At 51.3% G+C, this 24,222-nt stretch carries 26 protein-coding genes and 1 pseudogene; 13 read left to right on the top strand and 14 right to left on the bottom strand.

Translation table 11 applies throughout. The features are described from left to right. Nucleotides 1-58 precede the first annotated feature (58 nt). Nucleotides 59-1,264 carry a purine nucleoside transporter PunC gene (punC, locus tag I6L54_RS14315; RefSeq protein WP_005127192.1) on the bottom strand — a complete coding sequence of 402 codons (1,206 nt, stop codon included), beginning with the start codon at nt 1,262-1,264 and terminating at the stop codon, nt 59-61. Nucleotides 1,265-1,377: 113 nt separating this feature from the next. Here punC and punR point away from each other — a divergent pair, with 113 nt between their 5' ends. Continuing rightward, nucleotides 1,378-2,310 (top strand): DNA-binding transcriptional activator PunR, encoded by a 933-nt coding sequence (gene punR / locus I6L54_RS14310; RefSeq protein WP_040233828.1) that lies wholly within the window; start codon nt 1,378-1,380, stop codon nt 2,308-2,310. Here punR and purR read toward each other — a convergent pair. Beyond that, nucleotides 2,307-3,332: an HTH-type transcriptional repressor PurR gene (gene purR, locus I6L54_RS14305; protein WP_005127190.1), complete on the bottom strand. Its 1,026-nt coding sequence runs from the start codon at nt 3,330-3,332 to the stop codon at nt 2,307-2,309. The two genes, punR and purR, sit on opposite strands and share 4 nt — an antisense overlap. 297 nt (nt 3,333-3,629) lie before the next feature. Between purR and cydH the strand changes: the two genes are divergently transcribed. Continuing rightward, complete coding sequence (cydH, locus tag I6L54_RS14300; protein WP_003029209.1) at nt 3,630-3,719, top strand: cytochrome bd-I accessory subunit CydH; 90 nt, start codon at nt 3,630-3,632, stop codon at nt 3,717-3,719. Between the two features lie 177 nt (nt 3,720-3,896). Continuing rightward, complete coding sequence (locus I6L54_RS14295) at nt 3,897-5,066, top strand: MFS transporter (RefSeq protein WP_005127189.1); 1,170 nt, start codon at nt 3,897-3,899, stop codon at nt 5,064-5,066. A 40-nt stretch (nt 5,067-5,106) separates the two neighbouring features. Here the strand turns inward: I6L54_RS14295 and sodB are convergent, their stop codons facing one another. Continuing rightward, a complete protein-coding gene (gene sodB / locus I6L54_RS14290) occupies nt 5,107-5,688 on the bottom strand; it encodes a superoxide dismutase [Fe] (protein ID WP_005127188.1) in 582 nt (193 codons plus the stop codon). A 127-nt stretch (nt 5,689-5,815) separates the two neighbouring features. Next, entirely contained in the window at nt 5,816-6,646 is an 831-nt protein-coding gene (locus I6L54_RS14285) for a C40 family peptidase (RefSeq protein WP_005127187.1), read from the bottom strand. Nucleotides 6,647-6,979: 333 nt separating this feature from the next. Between I6L54_RS14285 and grxD the strand changes: the two genes are divergently transcribed. Beyond that, nucleotides 6,980-7,327, top strand: coding sequence for a monothiol glutaredoxin 4 (grxD, locus tag I6L54_RS14280; RefSeq protein ID WP_003832760.1), 348 nt, complete (start codon nt 6,980-6,982; stop codon nt 7,325-7,327). Nucleotides 7,328-7,380: 53 nt separating this feature from the next. Here grxD and rnt read toward each other — a convergent pair whose 3' ends face one another. The 4 genes from rnt to I6L54_RS14260 all read right to left on the bottom strand — a co-directional run bounded on the left by rnt (nt 7,381) and on the right by I6L54_RS14260 (nt 10,379). Further along, nucleotides 7,381-8,028 carry a ribonuclease T gene (rnt, locus tag I6L54_RS14275; RefSeq protein ID WP_005127186.1) on the bottom strand — a complete coding sequence of 216 codons (648 nt, stop codon included), beginning with the start codon at nt 8,026-8,028 and terminating at the stop codon, nt 7,381-7,383. A gap of 94 nt (nt 8,029-8,122) precedes the next feature. Next, nucleotides 8,123-8,530: a lactoylglutathione lyase gene (gene gloA, locus I6L54_RS14270; protein ID WP_005127185.1), complete on the bottom strand. Its 408-nt coding sequence runs from the start codon at nt 8,528-8,530 to the stop codon at nt 8,123-8,125. A 97-nt stretch (nt 8,531-8,627) separates the two neighbouring features. Next, nucleotides 8,628-9,725, bottom strand: a complete 1,098-nt coding sequence (gene nemA, locus I6L54_RS14265) for an alkene reductase (RefSeq protein WP_005127184.1) — start codon at nt 9,723-9,725, stop codon at nt 8,628-8,630. A gap of 54 nt (nt 9,726-9,779) precedes the next feature. Beyond that, nucleotides 9,780-10,379 carry a TetR/AcrR family transcriptional regulator gene (locus I6L54_RS14260; RefSeq protein ID WP_040233830.1) on the bottom strand — a complete coding sequence of 200 codons (600 nt, stop codon included), beginning with the start codon at nt 10,377-10,379 and terminating at the stop codon, nt 9,780-9,782. Between the two features lie 101 nt (nt 10,380-10,480). Between I6L54_RS14260 and I6L54_RS14255 the strand changes: the two genes are divergently transcribed. The 3 genes from I6L54_RS14255 to sodC all read left to right on the top strand — a co-directional run bounded on the left by I6L54_RS14255 (nt 10,481) and on the right by sodC (nt 12,269). Next, on the top strand, nt 10,481-10,720 hold the full coding sequence (locus I6L54_RS14255) for a DUF1289 domain-containing protein (protein ID WP_040233832.1): 240 nt from the start codon (nt 10,481-10,483) through the stop codon (nt 10,718-10,720). Between the two features lie 49 nt (nt 10,721-10,769). Further along, a complete protein-coding gene (locus I6L54_RS14250; protein WP_040233834.1) occupies nt 10,770-11,666 on the top strand; it encodes an aldo/keto reductase in 897 nt (298 codons plus the stop codon). An 81-nt stretch (nt 11,667-11,747) separates the two neighbouring features. Then, nucleotides 11,748-12,269 carry a superoxide dismutase [Cu-Zn] SodC gene (gene sodC, locus I6L54_RS14245; RefSeq protein ID WP_005127180.1) on the top strand — a complete coding sequence of 174 codons (522 nt, stop codon included), beginning with the start codon at nt 11,748-11,750 and terminating at the stop codon, nt 12,267-12,269. Here sodC and I6L54_RS14240 read toward each other — a convergent pair. The 3 genes and pseudogenes from I6L54_RS14240 to I6L54_RS14230 all read right to left on the bottom strand — a co-directional run bounded on the left by I6L54_RS14240 (nt 12,245) and on the right by I6L54_RS14230 (nt 15,384). Continuing rightward, a pseudogene (locus I6L54_RS14240) lies at nt 12,245-14,285 on the bottom strand (FUSC family protein). The gene sodC and the pseudogene I6L54_RS14240 overlap by 25 nt on opposite strands. Beyond that, a complete protein-coding gene (locus tag I6L54_RS14235) occupies nt 14,282-15,145 on the bottom strand; it encodes an efflux RND transporter periplasmic adaptor subunit (protein ID WP_005127178.1) in 864 nt (287 codons plus the stop codon). Before I6L54_RS14235 ends, I6L54_RS14240 begins: the two are co-directional and overlap by 4 nt. Before the next feature lie 2 nt (nt 15,146-15,147). Next, a complete protein-coding gene (locus tag I6L54_RS14230; protein WP_005127177.1) occupies nt 15,148-15,384 on the bottom strand; it encodes a DUF1656 domain-containing protein in 237 nt (78 codons plus the stop codon). A gap of 192 nt (nt 15,385-15,576) precedes the next feature. Here I6L54_RS14230 and slyA point away from each other — a divergent pair, with 192 nt between their 5' ends. Then, on the top strand, nt 15,577-16,017 hold the full coding sequence (gene slyA / locus I6L54_RS14225) for a transcriptional regulator SlyA (RefSeq protein WP_040233837.1): 441 nt from the start codon (nt 15,577-15,579) through the stop codon (nt 16,015-16,017). Between the two features lie 48 nt (nt 16,018-16,065). Here slyA and slyB read toward each other — a convergent pair whose 3' ends face one another. Further along, nucleotides 16,066-16,533 carry an outer membrane lipoprotein SlyB gene (slyB, locus tag I6L54_RS14220; protein ID WP_003029175.1) on the bottom strand — a complete coding sequence of 156 codons (468 nt, stop codon included), beginning with the start codon at nt 16,531-16,533 and terminating at the stop codon, nt 16,066-16,068. 274 nt (nt 16,534-16,807) lie between these two features. Here slyB and anmK point away from each other — a divergent pair, with 274 nt between their 5' ends. The 5 genes from anmK to pdxY all read left to right on the top strand — a co-directional run bounded on the left by anmK (nt 16,808) and on the right by pdxY (nt 21,388). Then, nucleotides 16,808-17,929, top strand: coding sequence for an anhydro-N-acetylmuramic acid kinase (gene anmK, locus I6L54_RS14215; RefSeq protein WP_005127175.1), 1,122 nt, complete (start codon nt 16,808-16,810; stop codon nt 17,927-17,929). A gap of 87 nt (nt 17,930-18,016) precedes the next feature. Then, entirely contained in the window at nt 18,017-18,346 is a 330-nt protein-coding gene (mliC, locus tag I6L54_RS14210; protein WP_005127174.1) for a C-type lysozyme inhibitor, read from the top strand. Nucleotides 18,347-18,405: 59 nt separating this feature from the next. Then, the gene (gene pdxH / locus I6L54_RS14205) at nt 18,406-19,062 is read left to right on the top strand and encodes a pyridoxamine 5'-phosphate oxidase (RefSeq protein WP_005127173.1); all 657 of its coding nucleotides are present in this window, start codon (nt 18,406-18,408) and stop codon (nt 19,060-19,062) included. 126 nt (nt 19,063-19,188) lie between these two features. Next, nucleotides 19,189-20,463 (top strand): tyrosine--tRNA ligase, encoded by a 1,275-nt coding sequence (tyrS, locus tag I6L54_RS14200; protein WP_005127172.1) that lies wholly within the window; start codon nt 19,189-19,191, stop codon nt 20,461-20,463. A gap of 64 nt (nt 20,464-20,527) precedes the next feature. After that, a complete protein-coding gene (gene pdxY / locus I6L54_RS14195; protein WP_005127171.1) occupies nt 20,528-21,388 on the top strand; it encodes a pyridoxal kinase PdxY in 861 nt (286 codons plus the stop codon). 83 nt (nt 21,389-21,471) lie between these two features. Here pdxY and gstA read toward each other — a convergent pair whose 3' ends face one another. Both gstA and dtpA read right to left on the bottom strand, forming a co-directional pair. Beyond that, nucleotides 21,472-22,077: a glutathione transferase GstA gene (gstA, locus tag I6L54_RS14190; RefSeq protein ID WP_005127170.1), complete on the bottom strand. Its 606-nt coding sequence runs from the start codon at nt 22,075-22,077 to the stop codon at nt 21,472-21,474. 104 nt (nt 22,078-22,181) lie between these two features. After that, complete coding sequence (gene dtpA / locus I6L54_RS14185) at nt 22,182-23,687, bottom strand: dipeptide/tripeptide permease DtpA (protein ID WP_040233842.1); 1,506 nt, start codon at nt 23,685-23,687, stop codon at nt 22,182-22,184. Nucleotides 23,688-24,222 lie beyond the last annotated feature (535 nt).

Raw genomic sequence — 24,222 nt, 5'->3', positions numbered from 1 at the left:
ATTTTTGGCTATTCAACCGATAATTGTTAGCGGACTAACTAAGTGCCCACAGCAATGATTAATGTGACTCGCCGTGTGCAATTTGCGCGCTCTCATCCGGCAAGGATGTGTTCTCAGCCTGTGACTGCATTTTGTACCCTACGGCCGCCAGTAGCACCGTAGTCAGCATCACGCTGGTGGTGGTGAGCAGCGGGGTGGCGATCAGCCAGGAAACTACAAGGCTTGCCAGGAAGCATAACCCCAGTTGCAGCGTATTCTGCAATGCGGCTGCGCGTCCTGTCGCCTGCGGGAACGGCCGTAATGCCTGAGCGACAACGATAGGGTAGATTGCCCCGTTGGCAATCGCCATCACGCAGAATGGGATCAGGATTTCAGCCAGAGCAACATGGTGAATAAAGCCGGTCGCCCAGGTCGCTACGACGCTAATGGCATACAGGATAAGTAACCATGGCAGCAGCTGGCGACCCTGCCATTTTTGCAGTGCCGCGCGGCAGCCGTAACCCCCGATCAAAAATGCAATAGTTTGCGGAACATAGCTCAGACCAATCACTGCCGGGCTGTAGCCCATTTCGCTGAGGATGAACGGGGAGCCCGTCAGCCATGCGAAGAAGCTCGCGGAACAGGCGGCATAAATCAATACGTTCCCACGATAGATTTTCGAGCGCAGCAGGGTGGCGAATGTCAGTTTATCCTGGCTGTCGTCGCGCGCTTTAGTCGTTGGTTTTAAGCGCAGAGCCGGCAGCATCAGGATCAGGGTAATCGCAAAAAGGGTGGCAAAAATGGCCTGCCAGGAAAAATGTACCAGGATCCAACTGCCTAATAACGGTGCAAGTGCAGGAGACAATCCAACCAGCGGCATAATGGTGGCAAAGATACGGTTTACTTTTTGTGACGGATAATAATCGGTGACCAGCGCCTGCCAGATAACCGATGCCGCACAAACCCCAACGGCCTGGACAAAGCGTAGTACCAGCAGGCCTGTGGCGTTTTCAACCCACAGCATGCCCAGACTACCCAGAGCAAAGATAGATAAACCCAGCAGCAAAATCGGTTTGCGACCATAGTGGTCGGAGAGTGGCCCCCACAAAAGTTGTGCGACGGCAAATCCCGCTAAGAACAAACTAAGGCTGGCACTCACGGCAGAGGCGGGTGTCTGTAAATCGGACTGAATTGCGGCGAAGGCGGGCAGATACATATCTGTTGCCAGAAAGCCGAGCACGCTAAGACCCGCCAGCCAGACTAAAAACCCTTTCCCAGGTTGCATCATCATTTCTCTTTTTTAAGCAGTAGAACAATGCCGCTGAGTGTAGTGAGTGAAATTCTTGCTGTGAAACGCTAATATTTGTTTACTGATTTCAAATTTTTTGCAGGCAGAATATGTGGTCGGAATATTCACTTGAGGTGGTTGATGCGGTGGCGCGCAACGGTAGCTTTAGTTCCGCAGCTCAGGAGTTGCACCGCGTACCTTCGGCGGTAAGCTACACTGTGCGTCAACTGGAAGAATGGCTGGCTGTGCCTCTTTTTGAACGTCGTCATCGGGACGTGGAATTAACGCCTGCTGGCGCGTGGTTTTTAAAAGAAGGCCGGTCTGTTATCAAAAAAATGCAGATCACCCGTCAGCAATGTCAACAAATCGCCAATGGCTGGCGAGGACAACTGGCGATTGCGGTAGATAATATTGTGCGTCCAGAACGGACCCGACAGATGATTGTGGATTTCTACCGCCATTTCGATGATGTAGAACTTCTGGTCTTTCAGGAGGTGTTTAATGGCGTCTGGGACGCGCTTTCGTATGGTCGCGTGGAGTTAGCTATCGGAGCAACGCAGGCCATTCCGGTAGGGGGGCGCTATACGTTCCGGGATATGGGAATGCTGAGCTGGAGTTGCGTGGTGGCCAGTCATCATCCGTTGGCGGCAATGCCAGGACCGCTCAGTGACGATACGTTGCGCAACTGGCCATCGCTGGTACGCGAAGATACGTCCCGCACACTGCCGAAACGTATTACATGGCTGCTGGACAACCAAAAACGCGTCGTTGTGCCTGACTGGGAATCCTCGGCTACCTGCTTGTCAGCCGGACTCTGTGTCGGGATGGTGCCGACGCATTTTGCAAAACCGTGGATCGATGGCGGTAAATGGGTGGCGTTACAGCTGGAAAATCCGTTCCCGGATGCCGCTTGTTGCCTGACCTGGCAGCAGAATGATACGTCGCCTGCACTGAGCTGGTTACTGGACTACCTGGGGGATAGTGAGACGCTGAATAAAGAGTGGCTGCGGGAGCCGGATGAGGCTCCCACACAACAGTCTTAACGACGATAATCGCGGAATGGACCGTCGGCAACGGAACGACGCTCTATCAGGCGTGGGTGCACCTCGATAGACTGCGACTCTTCACGTTTATTCACGATTCGGTCTAACAGCATGTTGAAGGCCGTTTCACCCAGTGAATCTTTTGGCTGATGGATGGTTGTCAGCGCAGGGGTGAAGTAACGGGCGTTGCGCACGTTATCGTAACCGATAACTGAGATATCCTGCGGTACGCGCAGCCCCATCTCGTCTGCAGCACACAGCGCACCCATCGCCATAATATCGCCACCACAGAATACGGCGGTTGGGCGATGCGACTGGGAGATGATTTGCTGCATAGCGCGGTAGCCGGATTCAGGTTCGAAATCACCCTGCACAATCCAGTTTTCGGGGACTTTAATCAGCGCTTCTTCCATCGCTTTCATGAAGCCAGCCAGGCGGCCTGCGCCGGTATTACGCTCCATAGGTCCCGGGATCACGCCGATCTCACGATGACCGCGTTCAATCAGATACCGGCCCGCCATGTAACCGCCTTCGAAGGCGTTATCAATGACGGTATCGGTAAAGTCGGCTTTGGCCTCGCCCCAGTCCATGACCACCATCGGGATATGGCGATACTCTTCGAGCATGGAAAGCAGTGATTCCGGATACTCTGAACACATTACCAACAGGCCATCAACGCGCTTTTGCGCCATCATCGACAGATAAGCCTGCTGTTTTTCGAGACTGTTCCAGGCGTTGCCCAGAATCAGCGTGTAGCCTTTCTGGAAACAATTTTTTTCAACTGCCTCAATAATTTCAGCGAAATAGGCCGCTTCGCTGCTGGTTGCCAACAAACCGATCGATTTGGTGTGATTCACCTTCAGGCTACGCGCTACTGCGCTCGGAGAATAGTGCAGTTCTTTAATCGCTGCCCAGACAGCGTTGCGCGTTTCTTCCGCGACAAAGCGCGTTTTGTTAATTACGTGTGATACGGTTGTAGTGGAAACGTTTGCTCGCTTCGCTACATCTTTAATAGTTGCCATTACATCTCACTCCAGACCATATCCTAAGCTCCTGAGAATACTCCAGGTAAACGTTTGCCTTCACACACCCTCAACGCAACGTCAGGGTTGCGGCACGCCGGGAAAACGACACGGAACGTCAGGAAGGGGTCAATGGCCGGTACGCTAATCAAGTAAGCGTGGAATTTTGTCTGATCTTAACGAAAAGGGGAAGAGTTAAAAGCAGTTATCAATATAAATCGTGAGAGATTTTTGCTTTCAAGTGTGTAAAAATGCGCAATATCACTTTTTGTGTGGGAATAAAAAGGAGAAAACTTGATGAGCACCGATCTGAAATTTTCGTTAGTGACGACCATAATTGTTCTGGGCCTGATTGTCGCGGGTGGCCTGACTGCAGCACTGCACTGATTTCCCCCGAGGGAGTTCGCTCTCCCTCATCCTTTCTGCTTACCTTTTTCGTCCTATTTTTTGCAAATAAGCAAAAGTCTTTTGCAGTTTTGTTAACTTTATTAATTTTGCGATCAATGTCATGCTTTTGACTCTTATGATGTGTCGTGCCAAGGCTCGACGTTACGGAGTCGATAGATGAAAATAAATTATCCTTTACTGGCGCTGGCGATCGGAGCGTTTGGCATTGGCACCACCGAATTTTCTCCCATGGGATTGTTACCCGTCATTGCCAAAGGCGTGGATGTTTCAATTCCGGCAGCAGGGATGTTAATCAGCGCGTATGCGGTAGGCGTGATGGTTGGCGCACCGCTGATGACATTACTTCTGTCCCATCGTGCGCGTCGCAATGCGCTTATCTTCCTGATGGCCATTTTTACGTTGGGTAATGTGCTTTCGGCGATATCTCCGGATTACACGACGCTGATGCTGTCGCGCATTTTGACCAGTCTTAACCACGGGGCATTTTTTGGCCTCGGTTCGGTTGTGGCGGCAAGCGTTGTCCCCAAACATAAACAGGCCAGCGCCGTTGCGACGATGTTTATGGGGTTAACTATCGCGAATATTGGCGGTGTTCCCGCGGCAACCTGGCTTGGGGAAACCATCGGCTGGCGAATGTCCTTTATGGCGACGGCGGGACTGGGTGTTATCGCGATGGTCAGCCTGTTCTTCTCGTTACCGCAAGGCGGGGCTGGTGAGCGCCCTGATGTGCGCAAAGAACTGGCGGTGTTAATGCGTCCACAAGTGGTGTCAGCTTTACTGACGACCGTTCTGGGGGCCGGTGCGATGTTTACGCTTTATACCTACATCTCACCCGTGCTGCATAGCATTACTCATGCTACGCCGGCGTTTGTCACCGGTATGCTGGTGCTGATTGGCGTTGGGTTCTCTATCGGTAACTATCTGGGCGGTAAACTGGCTGACCGTTCGGTTAACGGTACACTGAAAGGCTTTTTACTGTTGCTGATGATGATTATGCTGGCGATACCTTTCCTTGCTCGTAATGAGCTGGGTGCGGCCGTGAGTATGGTGGTGTGGGGCGCAGCAACGTTTGCGGTGGTTCCGCCGCTGCAGATGCGTGTGATGCGCGTTGCCAGCGAGGCACCTGGATTGTCATCGTCAGTTAATATTGGCGCGTTTAATCTGGGGAATGCCCTGGGAGCGGCGGCTGGTGGGGCGGTAATTTCCGGAGGGTTGGGCTACAGTTTCGTACCGGTAATGGGGGCGATGGTGGCAGGGCTTGCGCTACTGCTGGTCTTTGTCTCGGCAAGGAAACAAGCGGAAGAAGTCTGCAACGCAACGAATTAAAAACAAAAACGCAGAAGGGAATCCCTTCTGCGCTGTCATTTTATGCTGCGAAGTTTTTCGCAACAAATTCCCAGTTCACCAGTGCCCAGAAGTGTTCCAGGTAGCCAGGACGGGCATTACGATAATCGATGTAGTAAGCATGTTCCCACACGTCAACGGTCATCAGCGGCGTCGCGTCAGTCGTCAGCGGTGTACCTGCGTTGGAGGTGGACACGATAGCCAGTTTGCCATCCGTTCCTTTTACCAGCCAGGTCCAGCCAGAACCGAAATTCTTGATAGCGGCATCGGTGAATTGAGCTTTGAAGTCTGCAAAGCTGCCAAAGGAGGCGGTAATCGCTTCGGCCAGTTTACCGGTCGGCTCGCCACCTGCGTTTGGTGCCAGGCAGTTCCAGTAGAACGTGTGGTTCCATACCTGTGCAGCGTTATTGAATACACCACCTTCAGAGCTACGTACGATCTCTTCCAGTGATTTACCTTCAAACGCGGTGCCTTTAATCAGGTTATTCAGATTAGTCACATAGGTTTGATGGTGTTTGCCATAGTGGTATTCCAGCGTTTCGGCAGAAATGTGCGGTGCCAGAGCATCTTTGGCATACGGTAATGCAGGTAATTCGAACGACATTGCTTCTCTCCTTATTATTTATATTGAGTACACACAATAGCCTCATTGTGAGTAAGGATAGGGTAGCAAATTGAAAGGTTATGCAAAAGAAGAACTTACCCTACAGCATATTCTGTAGGGTAAGTTTTTAGCGAATTGTTTTCGGCGTCATCACACGGCGAGCGCCCACGTAGTGGCGTTGCCAGTAATCTTCGCTCAGAGAGGTTATTTGAATTTCCTGACCGCTGCGTGGAGACTGGATAAATTTACCATTGCCGACATAGACGCCAACGTGGTCGGCGGTACCGCGACCTTGCGTGCGGAAGAAGACCAGATCACCGTTTTTCAGTTCACCACGTTCAATCGGCGCAGCGTCGCGCAGGTGATACATTTCATTAGCGGTACGCGGAATGCGGAATTTCACCAGATCTTTGTATGCGTAATAAACCAGCCCGCTGCAATCAAAACCGGTTCTGGGTGAGGTGCCCCCCCAACGGTAAGGTTTGCCGATTTGGTTCATCAGGGTAGACATGGCGGTTTTGGTCGCTTTCTGTACTTTCACTTTATGTACATCAGCAACGGCTGTTGGCGCAGTCGTCTTCACTTTTACACAACGTGGCTTATGACCTTTGCGCGGGGTACATTTTTCAGTCCAGATGACGGCGGGAGGGTGCATTGCCGCTGTTTTACTGCGACGGTTTGCTGTTTTCGTCGATTTTGCCGGAGTCGCTGTGCGTTTTTTTGAGGAGGAAGCTGTTTTCGTACTGGTTTTACTGGTGTTTTTTGTCGCCGTTTTCTTGTTGGTTTTTGTTGCTTTTTGGCTGGCTGTTGCGCTTTTCTTTTTATCTACCGTCTTGACGGTGTGGGAAGCGGTAGGTGTCGCCCTGGCCTGCTTGGAAGCATGAGCCATAGGCGTAAAAGGCAGTGTGGTAAAAAGTAAAGCACAGAGCGTGATCGAGATTCGGTTTATCCGCGCCACTGAGCAGTCCTCTGGTAAGGCAGGTCTATCGTGCCTGCGTGTGATTTTCAAAACTTGACGATTCTAATCTATAGAAAGAGGGAAAGTTAATAGCTTTTTTCGTTTAAAACTGCGTTTCGTAACCGACCGCAAAAAAAAACAGCAATTCAGGGCGTAATTGGTGAACAGATAATCAAATCCACAGGCTTCATGCGGATAAATGAGATTGTGAATGCAACTTTTAACGACAGGCGATAAAATAATATCGCGTAATGAAAATGTTATTTTCCGTTACCTGCCTGACCCGCTACAATGCAGACTACTGCCGTAAAAGAAGTTTAAGGAAGCAAGATAATGAGCACCACTATCGAAAAAATCCAGCGCCAGATCGCTGAAAACCCGATTCTCCTGTACATGAAAGGTTCCCCAAAACTGCCAAGCTGCGGTTTCTCTGCTCAGGCAGTGCAGGCGTTGTCCGCCTGTGGTGAACGTTTTGCTTATGTTGATATTCTGCAGAACCCGGATATTCGCGCCGAGCTGCCGAAATATGCCAACTGGCCGACTTTCCCACAGCTGTGGGTTGATGGTGAACTGGTAGGCGGCTGTGACATTTTAATTGAAATGTACCAGCGCGGTGAGTTGCAGCAGTTGATTAAAGAAACTGCGGCGAAATACAAAACCGAAGAGCCGGACGCTGAGTAATTTTAGCGGAAATAAAAAAGCGACCTGTGATGGTCGCTTTTTTTATGCCGCCGTTACGCCTCTTCGGGCACTGGCAGAGGCCAGCCGCCGAGGCGTTTCCAGCGGTTAACAATTTCGCAAAACAGTACGGCCGTCCGTTCGGTATCATACAGCGCCGAGTGCGCCTGATTCCCGTCAAATTCCATTCCTGCTGCCAGACAGGCTTTTGACAGTACTGTTTGCCCCAACGACAGGCCGCTTAATGCCGCCGTATCAAAGGTGACGAAGGGGTGAAACGGATTACGTTTCAGTGAGGCGCGCTCTGCTGCGGCCATCATAAAACTGTGGTCGAAAGTAGCGTTATGCGCCACCATGATCGCCCGATTGCAGCCGCTGTCTTTAATCCCTTTGCGCACCATTTTGAAGATGGCGTGCAGTGCGTCATATTCGCTGACCGCACCACGTAGCGGATTGTTAGGGTCAATACCGTTAAAGGCGAGGGCTTCCGGCTGTAAATTCGCCCCTTCAAACGGCTCTACGTGGAAATGTAACGTCATGTCCGGCATCAGCCAGCCTTGTTCATCCATTTTCAGTGTGATGGCGGCAATTTCAAGCAGCGCATCGGTTTTGGCGTTAAATCCTGCTGTTTCGACATCAATGACGACAGGATAAAAACCACGAAAACGGTCACACAGACCGGAAAGTTGAGCGTTATCGGACATCTGGGTCTCTTAATACGGGAAAATTGCAGCGCGTATTATGGCAAAATGATGAGTATAAAACTACGGGCACAGACGATCTGCGCCCGAGGGGAGGTTAGTCGCCCAGGCCGCGGCCGGCGTCTTTCTCTTCGATCAGCTCAATTTTGTAACCGTCCGGATCTTCAACGAACGCGATCACTGTTGTGCCGCCTTTTACCGGGCCCGCTTCACGCGTCACGTTACCGCCGTTTTGACGAATACGTTCACAGGCCTGTGCCGCGTTATCTACGCTCAGGGCGATATGACCGTAGGCTGTGCCCAGCTCATACTTATCGACACCCCAGTTATAAGTCAGTTCGATCACCGCTTCGCTGGTTTCCGGGCCGTAGCCGACAAAGGCCAGAGAGTACTTGTATTCAGGGTTTTCGCTGGTACGCAGCAGCTTCATGCCCAGCACGTTGGTGTAAAACTCGATGGAACGCTGCAGGTCACCCACGCGCAGCATGGTATGAAGTAAACGCATCTTTTTCCCCTTCGAAAATGGCTAATACATTCAAAATGTTGTTTTAGTATAGCGGCGTTATAACGCCGCTATCAATGGCAGAACTGAGTTTGTGAGGTTACAGGGTAGGATAATCGGTATAGCCTTCAGCACCGCCGCCGTAGAAACTTTCCGCACGCTGTGGATTGAGCTCGGCTTTACGCTGTAGACGGGCAACCAGATCCGGGTTAGCAATGTAAGCACGACCAAAGGCAACAGCATCGATCAGACCTTTCTCGATCAATGATTCGGCTTTCTCTGGCGTATAGGCGCCCGCGCCAATAATCGGACCGTGGAAACGCGCGCGAACTTTCTCGCGAAACGCGTCTGAATACGGTTCTCCGCCAGCCCAGTCTGGCTCGGACATATGCAGATAAGCAATGCCGCGCTTGCCCAATTGTTCGATCAGGTACAGAGCATCAGCCTCTTCATTCGGGCCGTTGTCGACGTTCTGGAACGAGCCGATAGGGGAAACACGGATACCAATGCGATCGGCACCCCATTCTTTAATACCTGCATCGACGACTTCCAGTACCAGACGAGCGCGGTTTTCAACGCTACCGCCGTATTGATCGGTACGCTGGTTTGAGGTTGGAGACAAGAACTGGTGCAGTAAGTAACCGTGAGCAGAGTGCAGCTCAACCAGGTCAAAACCGGCTTCACGCGCATTGGCAATCGCCTGGCGGAAATCATTCACGATGCCTGGGATTTCTTCGGTTTCCAGCGCACGTGGCATTGAGGTATCGGCACGTGTGGCCAGTCCATTTTCATCGCGCAGAGAAGTTCGGGTCCCGGCACTGATGGCGGACGGCGCAACCGGAGCCTGACCGTTTGGCTGCAGGCTGGAGTGGGAGATACGCCCGGTATGCCACAGCTGAACGGCAATATGGCCCTGCTCAGCGTGTACAGCCGCCGTAATCTTTTTCCACGCAGCAATTTGTGCATCACTGTGCAAACCTGGCGCTCCGGCATAACCTTTCGCTTGCGCTGAAATCTGTGTAGCTTCGCTAATGATCAGCCCTGCACTGGCACGTTGGCGATAGTACTCGGCCATCAGCGGAGTAGGGATGTCGCCCGGCTCAATGCTGCGCAGACGCGTCAGTGGCGCCATGAATACGCGGTTCGCTGCCGTAATGGCGCCCACTTTCAGTGGGGAAAACAGTTTTTCAGATGACATGTGGCACTCCTGAATAGACCGGTCGTCTAGTAATAAGGGAAATAAAAACGCCTGTTAAACGGCAGGCGTTGTAATGATGGTTTTAACGTGAGCCAGCGCGTTTTCCAGCGGTGTGGCACTACGTGATATTTTGGCCTGCAGGTTGGCGCCCAGCCACAGCGCATACAGCACCTGTGCCTGCTGTAACGGCTCGCCAACAAAGGACAGACAGTGATTGCCCCGACCTTTCTCCAGCGCCTGCGCTAACAGTGCAATAATGTGCCGCGCGCCTTTATCCATCGCCGTGCGCATATCCTCTGATAGATCGCACACTTCGGCAGACAGCTTAACGGTTAAACAGCCGCTGATAATCCCGTGCTGGCTAAACTGGTTCAGGGTTTCCTGATAGTAGGCCAGGATGCGGTCGCGGTAATTCCCCGCCCCTGTGTCAAAATGCGTAGCCAGTCGCTGATGATAGGCCGCATAGTGGCGTTCCAGCATCGCGACGCCGAACGCTTCTTTAGAGCGAAAATAGTGATAAAACGAACCTTTAGGAACTTCAGCGGTTTTCAGTAGTTCGCTTAAGCCCATGCCGGTGAAGCCGCGCTGCATACACAGCAGTTCGCCAGTCGCCAGCAGATGTTCGCGTGTATCGTGTTCAGTGACTTTGTTCATGGGAAGAAGTGTAATAGACCAGTCGGTCTAATGCAATAGCCCTTGCGAGAAATTCAGTTAACGTCTTCAATAAGTATATCAATCTTACTACAGGAGGGGATGTGGCCGAACAGCTGGAGTTTTTCCCCGTCCAGAGCCCATGCCGTGGAATATGTCAGTCCGACGAACGCGGCTTTTGCCGTGGCTGTTTTCGCAGTCGGGATGAGCGTTTCAACTGGCAAAAGATGAGCGATGCCGAGAAGCAGGAAGTGCTGCGGCTTTGTCGCCAGCGCCTGGTGCGTAAATTACGCGCAAACAAATCCAACCCGCCGGAAGAACCGCAACAACCTTCACTCTTTTAACAGCGTAATTGCGTATACTCGATGCACATTCACTTATAAGGAAGCTGCTATGGTTCAGCGTATTACTATTGCGCCGCAAGGCCCGGAATTTTCGCGCTTTGTGATGGGGTACTGGCGTCTGATGGACTGGAATATGTCCGCGCGTCAGCTAGTCAGCTTTATTGAGGAGCATCTCGATCTCGGTGTCACGACAGTCGATCATGCGGATATTTATGGCGGATACCAGTGTGAGGCGGCGTTTGGCGAGGCGATGAAACTGGCGCCGCACCTGCGTGAAAAAATGCAGATTGTTACCAAATGCGGTATTGCTACGACGGCGAAAGAGGAAAACGCGCTGGGTCATTACATCACTGACAGCGCCCATATTATTGCCAGTGCCGAACAGTCTCTGAAGCTGCTGGCAACCGATCGTCTTGATCTGCTGTTGATCCACCGCCCCGATCCGTTAATGGATGCAGACGATGTGGCGGAAGCTTTCAAGACATTACATCATAGCGGTAAGGTGCGCCATTTTGGTGTCTCTAACTTCACGCCATCACAGTTTTCACTGCTGCAATCGCGATTACCCTTTACCCTGGCAACCAATCAGGTCGAAATTTCACCTGTGCATCAACCTCTCCTGTTGGATGGGACGTTAGATCAGCTGCAACAACTGCGTATCCGCCCAATGGCCTGGTCTTGCCTGGGCGGTGGGCGTCTTTTCAATGATGACGCCTTCCAGCCGCTGCGTAATGAACTGACCGTGATAGCAGAAGAACTGAATGCGCAGTCCATAGAACAGGTAGTGTATGCGTGGATCCTGCGTCTGCCGTCGCAGCCACTGCCGATAATTGGCTCGGGGAAAATCGAACGTGTGCGTGCTGCAATTGAATCAGAGTCATTGAACATGTCTCGCCAGCAGTGGTTCCGTATTCGTAAAGCGGCGCTCGGTTACGACGTGCCTTAATCACGTATTCAGCGTTCTGTCGTTCAAATTTATGTCACTGGATTACACTTATCAGTCAGACACCTGGATGACGGAGGTTGTATGAAACGTTTGAGTTTAGCCATCATCACGTTATTGGCCTGTGCAGGTGCACAGGCTGCCAGTGAGAAAGTGGTGATGAATCTGGTGACGTCGCAGGGCGTTGGCCAGGAAATTGGTACTGTCACCATTGCCGAATCCGCAAAAGGGCTGGAGTTTACGCCTGATCTTAAAGCACTGCCGCCAGGTGAACATGGTTTTCATGTGCATGCTAACGGCAGTTGCCAACCCGCTATCAAAGAGGGTAAAGCCTCGGCAGCAGAATCGGCTGGCGGTCATTATGATCCGCATAAAACTGGCAAGCATGAAGGTCCGGAAGGCGCAGGCCACATGGGCGACCTGCCATTGCTGGTGGTAAATAACGAAGGGAATGCGACAACGCCGGTTGTTGCACCGCGGCTCAAAACGCTCGACGAGGTAAAAGGTAAGGCGCTGATGATCCATGTGGGCGGCGATAATATGTCCGATCAACCGAAACCGCTTGGCGGTGGCGGAGCGCGCTACGCCTGCGGGGTTATCAAGTAATCAACGGCTTAGCGTACCCGGCGGCGGCGCTTGTTCGAGCTGTGAAAGCGAGCAGTGTAGCCGCCAGACAAGCGCAGACAGTTCTTGTGCGGCAGGTTGATGATGGTGGGCGAGCGTATCGCAAATGCGCTGTAGCTCATTTAGCGTCGCATTCAGCGGTCGTTGCTGAACGCCACGTTCACTCATCACGTCGCGGAGCAGCGAGATACACACGTCTCTGACGCGAGCGAGCGGATCTGAACGCGCCTCCCAGGTGCGCAGTTGCCATACCACGTGTGAGCAGTTCAACAAAACCACCCCCCAACGCAATAGCCAGCGTCGTGCCAGCGCGTCCTGACTATTGCTAAGCTGGCTGACATGATGATAGGTCAGTGACTCAAACTCATTTTCACTGAGTGACGGATGGCGGCTAAGTTGATCGACAAAGTTACGCCGTAACGCGCGAATATGACGGCGGCCTTTTCTCGCATCAGAACCTGGCCGCAGAATGGCAAAAGCCAGCCACGACAGCGCGACGCCCGTGATCTTCGCCGTATTGTCATTCAAAAAACCTGCAAAATCATAGACGGGAGGATTGGTCACCGCGATGAACGATCCCATAAAAACGATCAGCTGTCCCCAAAGCCCCGCCAGTTTCGGCATCTGTAATTTTAACAACTGCATGGTGGCAAGCAGCGGGAAGAGAAACAGAATGAACTGCCAGAGATCGGTAATTTGTACCATCAGACCGAATTTCACCACAAAACTGAACAGCGATAGCAGGATCAACGTGCGCATCAGCAAAGAGAGTGATTTGAAGGGGGCCGCTACGGCGGAATACAACACGCAGCTGATGGCGGCAAGCGTCAGGGCCCCGGAGCCTGACTCCCATTGTGCGCCAATGCTCCACGCGCCGATCGCCATCAGCGTAATGAAGGTACGCAATCCGCTCCAGAGAGCCTCCGCGTTATCGGTATGACGGGCAAGACCCGGCGTACGCTCAACATTGATAGTATCGACCGTGGCACCCTTTTCCAGTAAGCGCAGATAATGGCTGCTTTTCAGATAGATACGGCAAAAATAGCGCAGACGCTGCCAGAAGGCGACGTGCCGATAGTCATGCTGATCGACGGGGCACAGCGGGGCGATAATCCGCGCGACGGCGTAGCTGTCGGTGTCGGGTTTTACCAATGCGCTCAGCAACTGCTCGATGACATCCCGGGTATTTGCCGGGGGATTGGGCCAGTTCAGTAGCATCCGCCGCAGACTGGAAATTACGCTGGTCAACCGCAACTGTTGGTGTAACAACGCATTGAGCAAGGTATTTTGACGGCGAAAACGGTAGTGGCTCCAGAACGCCTGAATACGTAGCAGATTCATTGTCAGGATTTGGCCGATCACCCCTTCATGGGCGGTGCGGATAGCATCTGTAGTTTCTGGCTGCCAGAGTAAACTGGCATGCTCCAGCAAACGTGCATGCATATTTTTCAATGCGGTCAGCAGCGTGGTGCCATCGGATGTACTGGGCAGGATCATCATCATCAAGCCACCACAGAGGATCCCGACGATGACTTCGCACACACGTGCCTGGGCGATATCCCACAGTTGCGTAACCTCTGTAATATGCACCATTGGAAACGCAATAATCGCCGCGGTATAGCCTGCCAGTTGAAAAGCGTAGGCCACGTTGTTGGTGAAATGCGCGCACGCCCAGGTACAAAAACCGATCCAGACTGACATGCTCAACAGAAACAGCCAGGGTTCATTGAGGGTATGGCCGGCTATAATCAATGCGGCCGTTGCACCAAGTAAACTGCCCGCGATACGCCCCAGGCTTTTGCTTATCACGCCACCAACGGTTGGAAAACTGACTACCGCTGCTGATGTCATCGCCCAGTAGGGTTCGTCCAGATTGAGGTAATAGGCGAAGGTTAGCGCCAGACACATCGCAATGGTATTACGCAGCGCGTAACGCCACTGTCCGCTCGTGGCTTTAAACCACGGCAAACTGGCTGGTGTCAGGTGGGGCAGTTTCATTTTTGCTGACCGATGGACACGCTACAGGTTGTCCCCGAAACCAGCGTAACATCGTGCGGAAGGGTATCAAATTCGATACGAACGGGAACCCGCTGCGCCAGACGAACCCACGGAACGTTTGGTTTAATGTCAGGAACCAGACCGGAATTACTTTCCACACTCTGATCATAAATAGCGCGACCAATGCTGGAAACGTGACCCTGTAACTTGATGTTGCCGCTGTAGAGTGTGATTAGTGCAGGTGCCCCGTCTTGAATGTGGCGTAGCTTGGTTTCTTCGAAATACCCCATGACATAAAAAGAGTGACTGTCGACCAGAGCAAACAGCGGTTTACCCGTTGAGGCGTAGTCTCCGGTACGGGTTGATAGATTGGTGACCCAGCCTGTGACAGGGGCTTTGACTACCGTTTGTGCCAGTTGCCACTGGGCATAGCGCAAGCTGGCCTGGGCTGTGGCAAAGGTCGCCTGCATGGCTTTTACATTGAGTAGTGCGCTGTCCAAATCTTCTGCTGAGATGAAATTTTGCGACAAATTGCGGCGACGTTTGGCTTCATTATCGGCTTTGGTCAGATCGGACTGTGCTTTAGCCAACTGAGCCTGTGCGTTCAGCTCAGCAATTTGGAAAGGGGTCTTGTCGATAACAAAAAGAACATCGCCTTTGTTAACCAGTTGATTATCTTTAATGTTGAGTTCACTAATGCTGCCAGAGATTTGCGGTGTGATGCTGACCTGTTCAGCGCGGACTTTTCCGTCACGCGTCCACGGCGATTGCATATAGTAATTCCACATCCACCACCCGGCGAGGACGGCAATGACAGCGACTATAATAGTGGAGAAGTATTTAACGGTTTTAAGCGACATAATCACCACGCAATCAACATGACAAAGGCCAGACACACGCAAAGCGTAAAGAGGGACAGATCCATTAACAGGGGATGCCAGATTTCGCCAGAATAGATCCAGTCGCGTAGCAGGCGATGAACAACCAGCCAGAGGATAAATCCTGCAACAAACGCCTTGAATATAGGGGGGAAGTAGACAGATGCTCCGATCATTAAATCTTGTAGGGGCAATCCTGTTGCATTAAACATAAACTTCACGGGCAAAATCCTTGGCGAAAAGAGCGTTGCTATAGGTTTAGCAAAAAAAGGGACAATGTGTCTCTGTAACGCATAATGTCTGAAAAAATGTCATCCGGTAAGCAAATTTGGCAATACATTTGTTTTGGGAATACAAATGCTGCACACTATTCTAAAATCAGCACAATAACTTAGCAAGCTAATTATAAGGAGATGAAATTGGAATCGCCATTAGGTTCTGATCTGGCACGGTTGGTGCGCATTTGGCGTGCTCTGATTGACCATCGCCTGAAACCTCTGGAGTTGACGCAGACGCATTGGGTTACGCTGCACAACATTCATCAGTTGCCACCGGATCAATCACAGATTCAACTGGCTAAGGCGATTGGTATTGAGCAGCCTTCATTGGTGCGTACGCTCGACCAGTTAGAAGAAAAGGGACTCATTTCACGACAGACTTGCGCCAGCGATCGTCGGGCAAAGAGAATCAAATTAACGGAGAAGGCCGAACCGCTGATTGCTGATATGGAAGCGGTTATCAACAAAACGCGCGGCGAAATTTTGGAAGGGATTTCAACTGAGGAGATTGATCTGCTGATAAAACTGGTCGCCAGACTGGAACACAATATCATTGAACTGCAGTCGCAGGGATAAAGCGATCAAAACGACGTGTGGCCAGAGGCTGACCACACGTGAATTCTATTAACGTGGAGACACGGTAACCTGGCTACCATTGTTAGCCATAACAACGCGCTGACCCGCAGAGAACTTGGTCGCACCCTGCTTCTGAACCACCATGATGGTATTACCGTCATCCTTACGAATTTCCAGTTCTACGCCCTGGGTTTTATTCATCGCGCCTTGTACGCCCTGGCCTGCTACGCCACCAGCAACCGCACCTGCAGCTGTCGCTAATGAACGACCGGTACCGCCGCCTACGGTGTTACCGAGGAACCCACCCAGCACAGCACCACCAATAGCGCCAATCACGTTTGCGTCGTCACCACCCTGGATTTGCACCGGACGAACATGAACAATCGTACCGTAGGTAACGTTCTGAACTTGTTTCGCTTCGGATGCGGTATACACGTCACCTGAAAGGCTATCATTGTTAACGCAGCCCGCTAAAGATACGCCCATTAATGAAACAATCAGCACACGTTTAATCATTTACAAATCTCCTTTGTCACCACGAAACGCTAATAAAGCACTCCTCATGGCTAAATTATATGGCATTTGTGAGTCTAAGGTCACATGTTCTACTGGAACAATATGAAAATCTTAACCGAAATCGGGTTAACCGAGTATAAACGAATCATTCATCACGGTGATGGAATTTAGCGGTTACTGGAAAGATTAACCTGCAAAAATCATCAAGGAAGCATGGAATTAGTCGACACTTTATGGTGGAGTGTCAAGGCTAATTTGCTAAAAAGGATGACGTATGAAATCGGGCCGTTTTATCGGAGTGATGTCTGGAACCAGTCTTGATGGTGTGGATGTTGTGCTGGCGGCGATAGATGAAACGATGGTTGCGCAGCAGGCAAGTCTGACATGGCCCATCCCCGTTCATGTAAAACAGGCCATTCTGGATATTTGTCAGGGGCAGCAACTGACGCTTTCCCAATACGGTCAACTGGACACGCAGTTGGGGCGTTTGTTCGCTGATGCGGTGAACGCGTTGCTGCAGCAGGAAAAATTAAAACCGCAGGATATTGTCGCGATCGGCTGTCATGGGCAAACCGTGTGGCATGAACCGACAGGAGTTGCGCCACATACGCTACAAATTGGTGATAACAACCAGATTGTAGCGCGTACCGGGGTAACGGTGGTCGGCGATTTTCGTCGGCGCGATATCGCGTTGGGTGGACAGGGGGCACCGCTGGTTCCTGCTTTTCACCAGGCGTTGCTGGCGCATCCAACGGAACGCCGGATGGTGTTAAATATTGGTGGTATTGCCAATCTGTCTCTGCTCATTCCAAAACAACCGGTTCGGGGGTACGACACCGGTCCGGGCAATATGCTGATGGATGCGTGGATTTGGCGGCAATGTGGCCAACCTTATGATAAAGATGCGCAGTGGGCCTGCTCGGGTACAGTGATTCTGCCGCTGTTGCAAACGATGCTTAACGATCCGTATTTTTCTGCACCAGCGCCAAAGAGTACGGGGCGCGAATATTTCAATTATGGCTGGATTGAACGCCATCTGGCGCAGTTTCCGGGAATTAGCCCACGAGACGTACAGGCGACGTTGGCTGAACTGACGGCCGTGACGATTTCCGAGCAGGTCCAGTTGAGCGGTGGGTGTGAACGGTTGATGGTATGTGGCGGCGGTAGTCGCAATCCACTTCTTATGATGCGTCTGGCGGCGCTGCTGCCGGGTACGGAAGTGACCTCCACCGATGAAGCCGGGATCAGTGGTGATGATATGGAAGCGTTAGCCTTTGCCTGGCTGGCGTGGCGTACACTCGCGGGACTGCCGGGCAACCTGCCTTCTGTGACTGGCGCGTCTGAGCCCAGCGTTTTAGGGGCTATTTTCCCCGCCAATCCACGAACTCAGAGTTAACTGAAATTATTTCAGGCGCTATACCGATAAACTAGGGATGTTAGGGAGGGTGTTTTTGCCCTCCGGGACCAGGAAAGTCTTCAGGATATGGCTATGAAAAAACTGTTATTAGTGTGTCTGCCCGTATTGCTTACCGGTTGTAGTGTGTACAACCAATTTGTCGAGCGTATGCAAACGGATACGCTCGAATATCGCTGTGATGAAAAACCGCTTACCGTAAAATTGAATAATACCCGACAGGTGGCGAGCTTTGTTTATGATAATCAACTATTGAATCTCAAACAGGGCGTGTCGGCATCGGGTGCACGCTACACAGATGGTATCTACGTCTTCTGGTCTAAAGGAGACAGCGCGACGGTCTATAAACGAGACAGAATTGTGCTGAATAACTGTCAGTTACAGAACCCGAAGCGTTGAGATTTTCACCTGGGCGGCGCACAATAGCGTCACCCACTGACAATCCGTAGCCCAACATCATGTCTGATAACGACGAATTGCAGCAAATCGCGCATCTGCGCCGTGAATACACGAAAGGCGGTCTTCGCCGCCGCGATCTTCCCGCCGAACCCCTCGCGCTGTTTGAGCGCTGGCTGGGGCAAGCCTGTGATGCCAAACTGGCAGACCCTACCGCTATGGTCGTCGCAACAGTCGATGAAAACGGTCAGCCGTACCAGCGAATCGTGTTGCTCAAACATTATGATGACAAAGGGCTGGTGTTTTATACCAACATGGGCAGCCGTAAGGCGCACCAGATCGAGAACAATCCGCGCATCAGCCTGTTATTCCCCTGGCATACGCTGGAACGGCAGGTGATGGTCATCGGCAAGGCCGAACGCTTGTCCACGCTTGAGGTGGTAAAATATTTCCACAGTCGCCCGCGCGATAGCCAGATTGGCGCCTGGGTTTCTAAGCAGTCCAGTCGGATCTCCGCACGCGGAATTCTGGAAAGTAAATTTCTTGAGCTGAAGCAGAAGTTTCAGCAAGGGGAAGTTCCGTTGCCGAGTTTCTGGGGCGGCTTTCGCGTAAGCATTGAACAAATGGAGTTCTGGCAGGGTGGCGAAAACCGTTTGCACGACCGTTTTTTATACCAACGTGAAGATGACGCGTGGAAAATTGACCGTCTGGCCCCCTAAAGATGCAAAATTCTTGTTTTAAGCGCTGGTGCTGATGAATCCGGCGCTTTATTCTATGTCTCTTTCGCATCAGGCGAAAAGTCGTGTACCGGCAAAGGTGCAGTCGTTTTATACATGGAGATTTTGATGGCAAGCAGTAACTTGATTAAACAATTGCAAGAGCGGGGGCTGGTGGCCCAGGTGACGGACGAGGAAGCGTTAGCAGAGCGACTGGCGCAAGGCCCGATCGCGCTCTATTGCGGCTTCGATCCTACCGCTGACAGCTTGCATTTGGGGCATCTGGTTCCATTGTTATGCCTGAAACGCTTCCAGCAGGCAGGCCATAAGCCTGTTGCGTTGGTAGGCGGTGCAACGGGTCTGATTGGCGATCCGAGCTTTAAAGCCGCCGAGCGTAAACTGAATACTGAAGATACCGTGCAGGAGTGGGTGGATAAAATCCGCAAACAGGTGGCACCGTTCCTCGATTTCGACTGTGGCGACAACTCGGCGATTGCTGCGAACAACTACGACTGGTTTGGCGGTATGAATGTACTGACTTTCCTGCGTGATATCGGCAAACATTTCTCCGTAAACCAGATGATCAACAAAGAAGCGGTGAAGCAGCGTCTGAACCGTGACGATCAGGGGATCTCCTTTACCGAGTTTTCTTATAACCTGCTGCAAGGTTATGATTTTGCCTGCCTGAATAAACTGCATGGCGTGGCATTGCAAATTGGCGGTTCTGACCAGTGGGGTAACATTACCTCTGGTATCGATCTGACCCGCCGTCTGCATCAGAATCAGGTATTTGGCCTGACGGTTCCGCTGATCACTAAAGCTGACGGTACCAAATTCGGTAAAACGGAAGGTGGCGCAGTTTGGCTGGATCCGAAGAAAACCAGCCCATACAAGTTCTACCAGTTCTGGATCAACACGGCTGATGCGGACGTATATCGCTTCCTGAAATTCTTCACCTTTATGGACATTGAAGAGATCAATGCGCTGGAAGAAGAAGATAAGAACAGCGGTAAAGCGCCGCGTGCCCAGTATGTTCTGGCTGAGCAGGTAACGCGTCTGGTTCACGGCGAAGAAGGTTTAGTGGCGGCGAAACGCATTACCGAAAGCCTGTTCAATGGCAACCTGAGCGACCTGAGCGAAGCGGACTTCGAACAGCTGGCGCAGGATGGTGTACCGATGATCGAAATGGACAAGGGTGCTGACCTGATGCAGGCACTGGTGGATTCTGAACTGCAGCCTTCTCGCGGTCAGGCGCGTAAGACCATTGCGTCGAATGCGGTCACCATTAATGGTGAGAAACAATCTGACCCGGAATATTTCTTCCAGGACAGTGATATTTTGTTCGACCGCTACACCTTACTGCGCCGTGGCAAAAAGAACTACTGTCTGATTTGCTGGAAATAAGTAAAAGTCAGCAGGGGCGTGGGAAACTACGCCCCTTTATTTTTTTAGGGTTGTGGTAAGTAAAATGAAGAATGTCCTCGCCATCCAGTCCCACGTTGTTTTTGGCCATGCCGGCAACAGTGCTGCCGAATTTCCGATGCGTCGTCTTGGCGCGAATGTCTGGCCGCTCAACACAGTTCAGTTTTCTAACCACACGCAGTACGGTAAATGGACCGGCTGTGTTATGCCGCCCAGTCACCTGACTGAAATTGTTCAGGGCATTGCTGATATCGATAAACTGCAGACCTGCGATGCGGTGCTGAGTGGTTATCTGGGATCCGCTGAGCAGGGTGAGCATATTCTGGGAATTGTGCGCAAAGTGAAAGCGGCAAATCCTCAGGCGAAATTCTTTTGCGATCCAGTGATGGGTCATCCTGAAAAAGGGTGCATCGTGGCGCCTGGCGTTGCGGAATTTCATGTTCGTCACGCACTTCCGGCCAGCGACATTATCGCGCCAAATCTGATTGAACTCGAAATTCTGTGCGAGCATGCGGTTAACAATGTTGATGAGGCGGTGATGGCTGCCCGTGAACTGATTGCTCAGGGGCCGGAAATTGTGCTGGTTAAGCATCTTGCCCGTGCAGGCATGAGCGCAGATCGCTTTGAGATGCTGTTGGTCACCGCTGATCAGGCGTGGCATATCAGTCGTCCGCTTGTTGATTTTGGCACACGCCAACCGGTTGGCGTTGGTGACGTCACCAGTGGCTTGCTGTTGGTTAAACTGTTGCAGGGAGCTTCATTGCAGCAGGCGCTGGAGCATGTGACTGCGGCGGTGTACGAAATTATGATCGCCACCAAAGAGATGCAGGAGTATGAGCTGCAGGTGGTTGCCGCACAGGATCGTATCGCCAGGCCTGAACACTACTTTAGCGCCACTCAGCTGTAATCAATATGCAATGGCGCTCACGCTTATCGGGCCTGGGGTTGACTGTAGGCCGGGTAAGCGCAAGCGCTACCCGGCAACAACAATTAATTTAATCCTTCCGCTTTAAGCGCTGCGGAAACTGCCGGACGCTCAGCCATGCGCGCCATATACGCTTCGATATGGCTTAATCCTGCCATATTCAACTTAACCGCATACGCCCAACGCAGCACGGTAAACAGATAGGCATCAGCAATGCTGAAGCGTGCGCCGCAAATCCACGGGTTGTCTTTCAGCGATTCGTTCACATACTGCATTTTTTTCTCAAGTAATGCACGTACGGTTGGTTTGTACTCCTCTGGCGTATCCGGGCGGAACAGTGGGGTAAAACCTTTATGTAGCTCTGTAGCGATATAGTTAAGCCATTCGATAGTTTTGTAGCGGGAGAGACTGCTGGTAGGGGCCAGGAGATGACGGTCTGGAACGGTGTCTGCCAGATATTGCATGATGGCGACGCCTTCGGTCAGTAGTGTACCGTCATCCAGCAACAGGGCGGGAACTTGTCCTTTCGGGTTTACCGCGAAAAAATCGTCGCCGTTTTCCAGACGTTTCTTCATCAGATCAACACCATCCAGCGTGAAATCTTTACCGCTCTCACGAAGTGTGATGTGGGAAGCAAGAGAACAAGCGCCCGGTTTGTAGAACAGTTTCATCGGTAACTCCTTTTGGCTGAGGTATACCGTATGGTAGTGCTACCTGGAGCAAAAAAAAAGCCGCTAACAACAGTTAGCGGCCTGAAATTAAGTTTCCCTGAGAATTACGCTGTTGCGGCCTTAGCGGCTTTCTCACTGACGTCATCGTCCTGAGTCATACGATTCAGTTTTGGCGCCGTCAGCAGCATCAGAACAGCGATAACCGCCGTTGCAACACCAATCTGCAGGAACACGCGACCGTAGACTTCGAGGGACATCAACGGATCGGTCACATTCTCCGGAACCGCCATCATGTTAGCCACGTAACCACCGATGATGTTGGCACCGGCAGTGGTCAGGAACCAGCTACCCATAATAAAGCCCATCAAACGTTGTGGAACCAACTGTGCCACCATCGCCAGACCCAGACCAGAAATCATCAGCTCACCGATACTTTGCAGACCGTAGCAGATGATCAGCCAGTTAACGGAAACGATGCCAGCATCGGTCGCGAATTTGGCACCCAGCGGCAGGATCAGGAATGCGCCTGAGCACAGCACCATACCAATTGCAAACTTGGTCGGCATCGGCAGAGTGTCGCCCATCTTGTTATAGATAGCAGCAAGAATTGGGCTACCGATGATGATCCAGAACGGGTTCAGTGCCTGATACTGTTCCGGTTCGAAAGCAATACCCAGAATAGAGTGTTCAACGTTACGAATCGCAAAGAAGTTCAGAGACGTCGGCATCTGGCTGTACAGCACGAAGAAGATAATGGCTTCCAGCATCAGAATGAAGGCGACGATCATTTTACGACGTGCAGCACCCTGCATAGAGAACGCTTCTTTCGCAAAGATAACCACGATACCCATGGCGATAACACCCAGAACCATACGGGCAATGCCCTGGTTGTGCAGCAGCCATGTTGCAATCGCGATAAGCACCACAACACCTGCAATGGTCAGCAGCAGGTTGCGGAAGTTGATGGGTTCAAAGTCAGGCTTGGAACCGTACTGTTTAACCCAGCGCTGGCAGAATGCGAAGTTAACAACGGTAATTAGCATACCCACGACGCTCAGTGCGAACGCGGTGCTCCAGCCGTAACGCGCAGCCAGCCACGGCGTTGCCAGCATCGAGAAGAATGAACCGATGTTGACGGACATATAGTACATGGTAAATGCACCATCAAGACGCGGGTCATCTTTGGCATAGCAGGTAGAGAGCAGAGATGATGGGTTTGCTTTAAACAGACCGTTACCGACCGCGATGGCCGCCATGCCCATATAAACGATACCCGCATCGTGACCAGACCATGCAACCAGCGCATAACCAATGGCCAGGACAACGGCACCCAGCATAATGACGCGTTTTGTACCCAGAACTTTATCACCTAACCAGCCGCCAATCGCAACCAGACCATATACCAGGGCGCTAAAGGAGGAGAAAAGGGTGATGGAATCCGCTTCTGACATGCCCAGTTGTTTAACCAGGTAGACGGCCATAATCCCTTGCAGGCCGTAATAACCAAAACGTTCCCACAGCTCAATTGAGAAAATGAGATAGAACGCTTTTGGTTGTTTGAAGGCGTTTAAACTGACGCTTTCTGTTGGTTTATTGTTTGCAGTAGACACTTTTACCTCTTTTTTTACATCCCATATCAACGGGGGTGTTCAGGTACGTGATGAGTCAAGTTCATCCGTCCGATTGTTATAGTGGGAGGGGAAACGGCAAGTAATGTTCACTATCTTGACCATTCAGACAAGTGGTTTGTAATAATCTGTTACATATATCATGACTGGTGAAATCGTCGGGGCATAGAAATGTTATCCAGCGTTAAATTTCTTCATTTAGAAAATGGCAGGTTTTTACACTGTTTAATTACGGTAAAAACTGCAATGTGGCGATATGTTCTGCTATTTGCGGTTGAATCCAGTGATATAGGCCATTATCTGAAAAATAGCTAGTGTAATGTTTTGTTTAGAAACTGCTCAATTAGGTCATATGATTGTCATATTAACTAAAAAATGAATATTTTTTAACATTGTGTTGGCTGGGTGATCTTGATCACGTATAGATAGAAATTTCTATTACTAAAAAAACGATTAACCTGCTCAGGTGCTAATTCACAAGAATATTACATTAGAGATGGGTAATTGGATGGCATCA

The sequence above is a fragment of the Citrobacter pasteurii genome (assembly GCF_019047765.1).
Lineage (GTDB): Bacteria > Pseudomonadota > Gammaproteobacteria > Enterobacterales > Enterobacteriaceae > Citrobacter > Citrobacter pasteurii.
Note: the sequence above shows the minus strand (reverse complement) of the source record. Positions and strands in the feature narration are given on the sequence as shown.

Excerpts from the sequence above, each read along its gene's own strand:
- punC (WP_005127192.1), bottom strand. The coding sequence starts at position 1,264 with ATGCAACCTGGGAAAGGGTTTTTAGTCTGGCTGGCGGGTCTTAGCGTG.
- punR (WP_040233828.1), top strand. The coding sequence starts at position 1,378 with ATGTGGTCGGAATATTCACTTGAGGTGGTTGATGCGGTGGCGCGCAAC.
- purR (WP_005127190.1), bottom strand. The coding sequence starts at position 3,332 with ATGGCAACTATTAAAGATGTAGCGAAGCGAGCAAACGTTTCCACTACA.
- cydH (WP_003029209.1), top strand. The coding sequence starts at position 3,630 with ATGAGCACCGATCTGAAATTTTCGTTAGTGACGACCATAATTGTTCTG.
- I6L54_RS14295 (WP_005127189.1), top strand. The coding sequence starts at position 3,897 with ATGAAAATAAATTATCCTTTACTGGCGCTGGCGATCGGAGCGTTTGGC.
- sodB (WP_005127188.1), bottom strand. The coding sequence starts at position 5,688 with ATGTCGTTCGAATTACCTGCATTACCGTATGCCAAAGATGCTCTGGCA.
- grxD (WP_003832760.1), top strand. The coding sequence starts at position 6,980 with ATGAGCACCACTATCGAAAAAATCCAGCGCCAGATCGCTGAAAACCCG.
- rnt (WP_005127186.1), bottom strand. The coding sequence starts at position 8,028 with ATGTCCGATAACGCTCAACTTTCCGGTCTGTGTGACCGTTTTCGTGGT.
- gloA (WP_005127185.1), bottom strand. The coding sequence starts at position 8,530 with ATGCGTTTACTTCATACCATGCTGCGCGTGGGTGACCTGCAGCGTTCC.
- nemA (WP_005127184.1), bottom strand. The coding sequence starts at position 9,725 with ATGTCATCTGAAAAACTGTTTTCCCCACTGAAAGTGGGCGCCATTACG.
- I6L54_RS14260 (WP_040233830.1), bottom strand. The coding sequence starts at position 10,379 with ATGAACAAAGTCACTGAACACGATACACGCGAACATCTGCTGGCGACT.
- I6L54_RS14250 (WP_040233834.1), top strand. The coding sequence starts at position 10,770 with ATGGTTCAGCGTATTACTATTGCGCCGCAAGGCCCGGAATTTTCGCGC.
- sodC (WP_005127180.1), top strand. The coding sequence starts at position 11,748 with ATGAAACGTTTGAGTTTAGCCATCATCACGTTATTGGCCTGTGCAGGT.
- I6L54_RS14235 (WP_005127178.1), bottom strand. The coding sequence starts at position 15,145 with ATGTCGCTTAAAACCGTTAAATACTTCTCCACTATTATAGTCGCTGTC.
- slyA (WP_040233837.1), top strand. The coding sequence starts at position 15,577 with ATGAAATTGGAATCGCCATTAGGTTCTGATCTGGCACGGTTGGTGCGC.
- slyB (WP_003029175.1), bottom strand. The coding sequence starts at position 16,533 with ATGATTAAACGTGTGCTGATTGTTTCATTAATGGGCGTATCTTTAGCG.
- anmK (WP_005127175.1), top strand. The coding sequence starts at position 16,808 with ATGAAATCGGGCCGTTTTATCGGAGTGATGTCTGGAACCAGTCTTGAT.
- mliC (WP_005127174.1), top strand. The coding sequence starts at position 18,017 with ATGGCTATGAAAAAACTGTTATTAGTGTGTCTGCCCGTATTGCTTACC.
- pdxH (WP_005127173.1), top strand. The coding sequence starts at position 18,406 with ATGTCTGATAACGACGAATTGCAGCAAATCGCGCATCTGCGCCGTGAA.
- tyrS (WP_005127172.1), top strand. The coding sequence starts at position 19,189 with ATGGCAAGCAGTAACTTGATTAAACAATTGCAAGAGCGGGGGCTGGTG.
- pdxY (WP_005127171.1), top strand. The coding sequence starts at position 20,528 with ATGAAGAATGTCCTCGCCATCCAGTCCCACGTTGTTTTTGGCCATGCC.
- gstA (WP_005127170.1), bottom strand. The coding sequence starts at position 22,077 with ATGAAACTGTTCTACAAACCGGGCGCTTGTTCTCTTGCTTCCCACATC.